Raw genomic sequence first — 7,098 nt, forward strand, 5'->3', positions numbered from 1 at the left:
GTACGGTCGAGCAGGTCCAGAGCTGCTCAGAGCCCGAATGCTGCCTCTCCGCCACACAGAATGAGGCAGAACCCAATTAAGGGCTACGCGACACCGGGTCAGCGCGTCACCATCCATGCTGCTGTCGAACCTCAGGCACCGCCCATTTCTCAGCCGCAATTCGATTAGGACCGGCCGCGAGGGGGCGGATACGGAGGCGCAGGCAGGTTCCGGGGTCGCATCGAAGTCTACCGGAAGGAAGACAGTTCCGCGATCCGGCGACCATAGCCCTTTCTTCTTCAGATCCCGACGCCACCCATAGATCTGCGACCGGGTGAGTTCGTGGCGCTGCGCGACCTGCGTCACCGTCGCACCGCCCATGCCGACCTCCGAGAGGATCTCGAGCTTCTCGTCATCGCTCCATCGACGGCGCCGCTCAACGCCCAGAACTTCGCCCAGCATGGCCCCTCCAAATAAGACACGTCGATAACGACGCCGTTATGCACGTGTCTTAGATCAGAGAGTCCCAGTCAGGCAGGCGGTTTCAATCGGGCGGTTACGGTTCATCGAAACTGATGCAGTATGGTATGATGGCCTGTTGTGCCGTTATGTTGTTTCCAGTCGCCGCATTCTTTATTGCAGGCGGCACGATCGCGGGTCTGTGGGGCAACGTCGGCCTTTTTGCGCCGCTCGCACTTTGTCTTGGTGCGCATGTCGTCATGCACAGGATGATGGGAAAGTCGTGTCACGGGTCAAGAGTTGAACAGGCGAACGAGGCGACTGTGGATGCAGAATTTGAAGATGGCCAAGCTCCCGAACGAGAACTGGTACGCGCCCGCTAGAACGCGGCTGACAATCGGAATTCCGATTGCAGGTATTCTGGCCCTCGGCGGTTGTGCCCAGTCGGCCTCGGGCAAGCTTTGCCCACTTGAGCCCCCTTCCGTGACACGGGATGCGGCACACGACGTCATGCTTCCCGTAGGATGTCGCTTGGTCGGTCAGTCTGAAGGTACTACCCACGAAATAGTCTGTGACGACGGCCGGACCGGATGGGCTTTCGATTAAGCGCCAAACCTTGATCCTGCCTCACATTCACCTGCACAGCGACGGTCGCCCACGCCACTACGGGCGCAACCGTTCCAACGCGCTTTGCACGGCTTGACGGCGCGGGTCATCTCCCGGCACCTCCGACAACAGGATTTCAGCGTGTTCAAACGCCGCGATTGCCGGCGCGGTATCACCCAGAACCGAATAGGCATTGCCAAGCCGCATCCATCCATCAAGATCGTCAGGCTCATCTTCCAGCCGCGTGGCCAGCCGTTCGACCATCGAGCGGATGAAATCCTGTCGTTCCTCCACACTCATGTCCTGCGCGTTTTCGATGTCTTCCTGTGTCGGGCCGGACGCACTGGTCTTCGGGGCATAGTCGGCCAGCGAGATCGGAGCCTTGCCGATCTTCGCGCCAATCCGGTTGGCTTCGCCAACAAAGCTTTCCATCCACGGGAAAAACCTATCCGCATCGTCCAGCCGGGCCACCAGCGTTTCGTGAGCCCGAGCCTCATCGCCCTTCTGCTCGAGCGAGACTGCCTTGAAAAAGGCAGCACCGGGATTGGAAGGATCCAGTTCGTACGCCCGATCAATCGCGGTGTCCGCTTCAGGTGTCACCACACCTTGCTCTGCGTAGATCAGAACCTCGGCCAACATGGAGAAGACGGCGGAATCGGCCTCCGGTCGTTGTGCGACAACTCTATATGCATCGGCTGCATCCGCATACCGGCCCATTTTCGAATAGGTTTGCCCCAGCAGCATCCAGCCTTCCGAAGGCCCGCCTTCGGGGTCTGAACTGAGCCGGACGTACAGACGATCTGTCAATTCGGCGATTTCCGCCGCTTCCTGCCGTTCAGTGGCACGTTCGGCAAAGGCGACACCTGGGATCTCTGGCGAGCCCATTGCGGAGTAATATCCAAAAGCGAAGACCGGCACGAACACTGCGCTCAGAACGACCATCAAGCGGCCCCCTGCCGCCGGTTTCCCATCTGACAGAACGGACCGGCGCGACTGCACGAGGATCCGTCTCTTGATCTCCTGCTCCGCCGCCGTGGCCTCGGTGTCGGAAATGACACCGCGCTCAAGATCCCGCCGAACCTCATCCAACTGATCCATGAGGACCGCATCCGTGGCGTCAGCCGGGACGGGTGTCCGCGACGACCGATGGCGCAGCGGCAGGCCCATGAAAAGCAGACCGACAACGGATAACAGGGCGAAAACCAACCAGATCATGAACCGTCCTTTGAAGCGTTCTCTTCAATGAAACGCGCAATTTCCGCTTTTTCGTCATCGGAAAATCCCGTTGCGGCAGCCCTGCGCCGGCTTCTCGAAATGACGGTCCAGCCGACAAGCAGCGAAACAAGCGCAAACACGAAGGGCGCCATCCAGAGCGCGAGAGTGGCGCGATTCAGGGGCGGGCGCATCAGGACATAATCGCCATACCGGGCGTGGATGTACGCGATGACCTCCTTGTCGCTGTCACCGGCAACAAGCCTTTCGCGCACCAGTATGCGCAGGTCCCGCGCAACCCCGGCGTTGGAGCTGTCGATGTCCTGATTCTGGCAGACAACGCAGCGCAGTTCCCGTGATATTTCACGGGCGCGTTGCTCCAGTACAGGATCCTGCAACATCTCGTCTGGCTCGACCGCCAAGGCCGTCACCGGAAGCAGCAGGAGGAAAGCAAATGCGATATACCTCATCCGTTCTGGCCCCTTGCTAACGCGCCAGCCTGGATCAATGCTTCCCTGAATGTGGAAATCGCCGTTTCGCCCACGACGGGGCCGACATATCTGAACAACACCGTCCCGTCAGAGCCGACAATGAATGTTTCAGGTACGCCCGAAAGGCCCCATTCAATCCCCACTCTGCCGCTCAGATCAGACCCGATCCTTTCGTAGGGATTGCCAAGCTCAGCAAGCCATTTAGTCGCATCCTCCGGCTTGTCCTTGTAATTGATCCCGAACAACGTCAGCCCGTCCTTTTCGACCATCTGGGTCAGAACCCCGTGTTCGGCCCGGCAGGGCACGCACCACGAGGCAAACACGTTCACGATGACCGGTCGCGGGTTCCCGACCAGATCGGCGCGGGAAAGCCCTGGCGTCTCCAACCCGTCGACAGCGGCCAGATCGAATTCGGGTGCCGGCTGCGAGATCAGAACCGAAGGAATGTTGTTCGGGTCCCGGTCCGGGTTCAAGCCCCACAGAAAAAACCCCCCGAAAATGGCCGCGATTGCCAGCGGAATGAATGCCAGTATACGTCCCATGCCTACTCCGCAGGAAGTGCTGCGGGCGCTGTCGCCTTGCGACGGGGTGCCCCGACGCGCAACCGCCGGTCAGACAGCGAAAGACCCCCACCAAGCACAAGCATCGCCGATCCGATCCAGATAAAGTTGACCAGAGGTTCATACAGGATGCGCAGGGTCCAAGCCCCTTGCGTGCTCTCGTCCTCGGCGGCCGGATTTGCGATGGACGCATAGAGATCACCGGCCATTGTCGATCTGATGGCGCTCTCTGTGGTGGTGGTTTGCGCGACCGGATAGGTACGCCGCTCCGGGAAGAGATCGGTGACATAGTTCCCCTCCCGGGCCACACGAAGCGTGCCACGATCCGCGAAGTAATTTGGCCCACGCACACGTTCGGCCCCCTCAAAGGTGACATCGAACCCACCAATGCTGACCTCTGTACCGGGCCGGACAAAGATGATTTCCTCGGATTTCCAGACCGTCGAGCCGATAAATCCGAACATCGCCATCGCGAGCCCCGCATGAGCCAGTGTCATCCCATGAGAGGATCTGGGCAGGTTGCGTGCACGGCGCACCGATTCCGGGAACGGTGCCTCAAACAGCTTTATGCGCATCGCCCATTCCCGCAGGGTTGAGAAAAACAGCCAGAATGCAAGCATCAGCGACAGATACCCCAACACCGGACCGCCCTCGGCGAGATACCAGGTCACCAATGTCGCGAGCACGGCCAGAACGACCACGAAACGCAACCGCTGCAGAACGCCCGCCAGATCGGCACGTTTCCAGGACAGGTAAGGCCCCAGCCCCATCGCAAAGACGAGCGGCAGCATCACGGGAATAAAGGACGCATTGAAGAAGGGCGGCCCCACCGACAGTTTTTCACCGCCCGTCGCGGCTTCGTAGAAGAGCGGGTACAAGGTGCCGAACAGCACAATGCCGGTGGCCGTGGCCAGCAGCAGGTTGTTCACCAATAGCCCCGCTTCCCGGCTGATCGGCTTAAACAGGCCGCCGGGCTCCATTGTCGGCGCGCGCCAGGCAAACAGAGCAAGGGAACCGCCGATCGAAACGGCCAGCAATCCAAGGATATAAAGTCCCCTTTCCGGGTCGACCGCGAATGCATGCACAGAGGTCAGCAGGCCCGATCGGACAATGAACGTGCCCAAGAGCGATAGGGAAAAAGTCAGGATCGCCAGAAGGATTGTCCAGCTTTTGAACGCATCCCGTTTCTCCGTCACGATTGCGGAATGCAGCAGTGCCGTGCCCATCAGCCATGGCATGAAACTGACGTTCTCAACGGGGTCCCAGAACCACCAGCCGCCCCAGCCAAGCTCATAATAGGCCCACCAGGATCCCAGCGCGATGCCTGCGGTCAGGCTCATCCAGGCAGCCAGCGTCCACGGACGTACCCACCGTGCCCAGGCCGCGTCCACCCGCCCTTCGATCAGGGCGGCAACCGCGAACGAAAAGACAATCGAGAACCCGACATACCCGAAGTAGAGAAGCGGCGGGTGCATGGCGAGACCGACATCCTGCAATAATGGGTTGAGGTCCTGACCGTCGTCTGGCGGAGGGAAAACGCGGTCGAAGGGATTGGACGTCAGCAGCATGAAAGTCAGGAAACCGACACTGATCCAGGCCTGCACCGACAGCGTTCTTGCCTTCAGCGACAGAGGAATGTTCGATCCGAAGAGGGCGACCGCCGCACCAAACACCGTCAGGATAAGGGTCCACAGCAACAGGGATCCTTCGTGACTGCCCCAGGTGCCTGCCACCTTGAACAGCATCGGTTTGAGTGAATTGGAATTCTCCACCACGTTCTTGACCGTGAAGTCGCTTGTGACGAAGGCTTGCATCAGCGCCAGAAACGCGATGCCGACAAAGAAAACCTGACCGAACGAGGACCATCTGGCAGACTGCATCCACAGGATGTTTCCGCGCCCCGCACCGAGGATGGGCAGCACACTTTGAACAAGCGCCATGGCCAAGGCCAGTGCCAGCGCGAAATGACCGATTTCAGGTGTCAAAGGATCATCAGCCTCTTCAATGAATTCACTGGATCGACGTCTGTCTAGCAAATCGTCCGGCGAACTGTGAGTGGTTGCTTTGTCACCGTTTGTAACAGGATGCTGTGACAAATGATTACAAAACTGGCGTGCCCCCATCGGGTGGTCCGGTTTAATTCTTAGTGCATCGTCGGCCTCTGGTCCATTGGCACGATGCTTTCCGGCACGGGTGGGCGGTAGCCCAGAGCGCTGTGCGGCCTGATCGTGTTGTAGTGGATGCGCCATTGTTCGATCAGGATTTGCGCCTCCCTCAGGCTGTAGAAGATTTCACCGTTGAGCAACTCGTCCCGGAAGCGGGCGTTGAAGCTTTCGCAGTATCCCTTTTCCCATGGTGACCCCGGCTCTATGTAAGCCGTCTTGGCACCGACCGCCGCGATCCAGTCCCGCACCTTCTGAGCGATAAATTCTGGGCCATTGTCGGATCTGATATATTCAGGCGGGCCGCGCAGGATGAACAAATCCGTCAAGGCATCCAGAACGTCGGTTGAGTTGAGCTTTCGATTGACGCGGATCATCAACGCCTCCCTTGTGTATTCATCGATGATGTTCAGTGTCCGATAGACCCGGCCATCGGCGGTACGGTCCTGGACGAAGTCATACGACCAGACGTGGTTCGGCCGCTCAGGCCGCAGACGCACGCAGGAGCCATCGTTCAGCCAGAGCCGTCCTTTCTTCTTCTGCTTTTGCGGAACCTTCAGCCCTTCACGTCGCCAGATGCGCTCGACCCGTTTGTGGTTCACATGCCAACCGGCGTTGTTCAGCAGGCCGGTGACCATGCGGTAGCCATAGCGCCCGTATTGATCGGCCAGCTCGATGATGTCGTCGGTCAGACGTTCTTCTTCCGCTCGGCCCTGGGGCACCTTGCGCTGCGTGGATCGATGCTGGCCCAAAGTACGGCAGGCACGGCGTTCAGACACGCCCAGTTCCTGCCGAACATGGTCAATGCACTTGCGGCGACGCGAAGGGCTCAGAAGTTTCCCCTGGCTGCCTCGGTTAGGATGAGCTTGTCCAAGGTCAGATCGGATACCGCTCGTCGCAGCCGCTGGTTCTCTTTCTCCAGCTCCTTCAGCCGCGCAAGTTGTGACCGCTGCATACCGCCGTAGAGCTTCCGCCAGCGGTATAACGTTTGCTGCGTCAGCCCGATCTGGCGCACCGCCTCCGCAATCGTCGCCCCTTGTCCTTGCAAAACTTCAACCTGCCGAAGCTTCGATACAATCTCTTCGGGCTTCTCTCGTTTTCCAGCCATCGCTGATCCTCCAATATTCGGGATGAATCTATCCCTGTTGGTGGACCACTTTCAGGGGGCTACTCCAATGATCTCAATCTAGGGTCTGTAGCAGCATAAGCCCCAACACCGGCCAAAGCAGCGCCTCGAACACCCCCGAGATACCGGGGGCGAGCGAGCCCAAGACCAGACCGGAAAGGATGGCAGCGAGGTAGATCGTAAGCGCCCGGTTTCTACCGCAGCGGCTGGTCCTTGACGCGGGCGATAATGTCTGGCTCGGCGACGAAGTCGTCGAGGAAGCTGTGCCACTCTTCGACGGACCTGCGTGCGGATGCGAGCATATCACGTATCTCGTCGATGCCGTCGTCGGTCAGCGCGGTGATGTAGTCGTCGTGCCCGACATGGACGCTGACGATATTGCCGTAGGTTAGGTTGTCGTCGTTGCTGACGATGGCCTCGAGCAGCTCGGGATCTTCGCCCAGGCGGGTGGCGACATGGGCGATGGAGCACACGTAGGTCGTTGCCGCCATCACGCGGCCTCG

8 protein-coding genes are annotated in these 7,098 nt (G+C 59.5%); 1 reads left to right on the forward strand and 7 read right to left on the reverse strand.

The annotated features are described in order from the left end of the window. On the reverse strand, positions 1 to 441 hold a 441-nt coding region (gene tnpA, locus BMW90_RS25735; protein ID WP_074840607.1), incomplete at its 3' end, for an IS66-like element accessory protein TnpA. A 146-nt stretch (positions 442 to 587) separates the two neighbouring features. On the opposite strand from tnpA, the gene BMW90_RS27330 reads away from it, so the two are divergent. Continuing rightward, positions 588 to 821 carry a DUF2933 domain-containing protein gene (locus BMW90_RS27330; RefSeq protein ID WP_407657415.1) on the forward strand — a complete coding sequence of 78 codons (234 nt, stop codon included), beginning with the start codon at positions 588 to 590 and terminating at the stop codon, positions 819 to 821. Between the two features lie 280 nt (positions 822 to 1,101). Here the strand turns inward: BMW90_RS27330 and ccmI are convergent, their stop codons facing one another. The 6 genes from ccmI to BMW90_RS25780 form a co-directional block, all read right to left on the reverse strand. Next, positions 1,102 to 2,259, reverse strand: a complete 1,158-nt coding sequence (gene ccmI, locus BMW90_RS25745; RefSeq protein ID WP_043847209.1) for a c-type cytochrome biogenesis protein CcmI — start codon at positions 2,257 to 2,259, stop codon at positions 1,102 to 1,104. Beyond that, positions 2,256 to 2,726 (reverse strand): cytochrome c-type biogenesis protein, encoded by a 471-nt coding sequence (locus tag BMW90_RS25750; RefSeq protein ID WP_009824475.1) that lies wholly within the window; start codon positions 2,724 to 2,726, stop codon positions 2,256 to 2,258. The genes ccmI and BMW90_RS25750 overlap by 4 nt, the downstream gene beginning before the upstream one ends. Then, a complete protein-coding gene (locus BMW90_RS25755) occupies positions 2,723 to 3,289 on the reverse strand; it encodes a DsbE family thiol:disulfide interchange protein (RefSeq protein WP_009824474.1) in 567 nt (188 codons plus the stop codon). Before BMW90_RS25755 ends, BMW90_RS25750 begins: the two co-directional genes overlap by 4 nt. A 2-nt stretch (positions 3,290 to 3,291) precedes the next feature. After that, complete coding sequence (locus BMW90_RS25760; RefSeq protein ID WP_074840611.1) at positions 3,292 to 5,292, reverse strand: heme lyase CcmF/NrfE family subunit; 2,001 nt, start codon at positions 5,290 to 5,292, stop codon at positions 3,292 to 3,294. Between the two features lie 158 nt (positions 5,293 to 5,450). Further along, positions 5,451 to 6,577, reverse strand: a protein-coding gene (locus BMW90_RS25765; protein ID WP_139211562.1) for an IS3 family transposase whose coding sequence is annotated in 2 segments (ribosomal slippage) — positions 5,451 to 6,313 and positions 6,313 to 6,577 — 1,128 coding nt in all. Because the reading frame shifts where the segments join, the coding sequence is not laid out codon by codon here. Between the two features lie 212 nt (positions 6,578 to 6,789). Further along, the coding region (locus BMW90_RS25780; protein ID WP_244526634.1) for a hypothetical protein at positions 6,790 to 7,098 on the reverse strand (309 nt) is incomplete at its 5' end.

The sequence above is a fragment of the Marinovum algicola genome (genome assembly GCF_900109145.1).
Taxonomy (GTDB): Bacteria; Pseudomonadota; Alphaproteobacteria; order Rhodobacterales; family Rhodobacteraceae; genus Marinovum; species Marinovum algicola.